We start from the raw sequence: 1284 nt of genomic DNA on the forward strand, positions 1-1284 counted from the left end.
ACAGCCCGACTTCGGGACGCGCTCACTGTCGACCGAAAGCTGACCACTACGTTTTTTCGCTGTTATGTCCACCCAACACCCCTGAGGGTTGATGGACGATGACGCTACGTTACTGAACACAAGCAACTTCCAACCTTTACACCCTCATTTGGTTGGGCTGCCCCGCTTTCCCACGGGACGTGCTCCCTGTCGCCGGGGAACTGCCTCTTTGCTATTACCTGAGTACAGTAGAACAAATCCCTTTCAGGTGAATAGACTCAGCGTTTATTTGCATTTCATCAACTCTGTTAAGCAGATAAGAAGCTGTCGAGTCTTCGGATTCCCGAACGTCAGACCAGACTGCTGATAAGCGTTGAAAAAAACTTTCCCATTTGGATTCCTCCGCTATGTTCAAATTATACTGTGTAATGATTTTGTTAGCTGAAGCTTGGTCTCTAAAGCTAATGATTAATTCAAACTGATGGTCACCTAGAAAAGGATTCGGCTTGTAAAAAGGAAAAGCAGACTCCAAAAGAACTTCACAGTTATCGACCCAAACGTCAATTTTCACATCTTTCATGCTGCTCATTCCTTAGTATAGGCACTGGGCATTCAATTACACGAGCCTAATAGCCATTCATCTTATGTTTTGGGGCGTATCAACTGTCGCGGAGAAGTGCCCTGACTCCCTTTTCTGTCGGCCAAGCCGGAGCGATTCTCGTGTCGGCGTTACGTGCCAAGTACGCTTTTTTGACTCCCTAACTGGGGCGATTCTCGTGTCGACCGAAGTTGACCAACGAGCCACAAACTGCCTACTGGGGCGGCTCCCTTGTCGACCGGAAGCCCACCGCTACGTTACAGCCTGTTACGTCCACCCAACACCCATGAGGGTTGATGGATGATGACACTACGTACCACAACACGAACAACTTGCAACCTTTACACCCTCATTTGGTTGGGCTGCCAAGCCTGCCACCGGGACGTGCTCCCTGTCGCAAGACAGGGAAACCACGCGGAGCGGACAACTACGCACCCAACCACTTAAAGCCGAGCGTGAAGCCCTTTTACTACGTATCGCCAAGCCGTTTTTACTACGTTGTCGCGGGGCGTTTGCCCTGTCGACCGCTACGTGCCCAACTCACTTTTGTCAGCTGGCCCAACCGGGGCGCTTCTCGTGTCGACCGAGACCCGACTGACGAACCAAACCGTCCTGTCGCGGGACGATTGGCCTGTCGACCGGAACCCGACCACTACGTTGTTTTCACTGTTTGGATCACCCAACGCCCGCGAGGGCTGATGGATGAG

Annotated in this window: 2 protein-coding genes; one reads left to right on the plus strand and one right to left on the minus strand. The window is 51.7% G+C overall.

Features of this window, described 5'->3' with window-relative positions:
- Positions 1–214 precede the first annotated feature (214 nt).
- On the minus strand, positions 215–559 hold the full coding sequence (locus ACYVD4_RS32000; protein ID WP_460952531.1) for a hypothetical protein: 345 nt from the start codon (positions 557–559) through the stop codon (positions 215–217).
- Positions 560–909: 350 nt separating this feature from the next.
- On the opposite strand from ACYVD4_RS32000, the gene ACYVD4_RS32005 reads away from it, so the two are divergent.
- The coding region (locus tag ACYVD4_RS32005; RefSeq protein WP_460952532.1) for a hypothetical protein at positions 910–1284 on the plus strand (375 nt) is incomplete at its 3' end.

This window comes from Spirosoma daeguense (genome assembly GCF_054776875.1).

Coding starts and splice junctions, on each gene's coding strand:
- ACYVD4_RS32000 (WP_460952531.1), bottom strand. CDS start 559: ATGAAAGATGTGAAAATTGACGTTTGGGTCGATAACTGTGAAGTTCTT.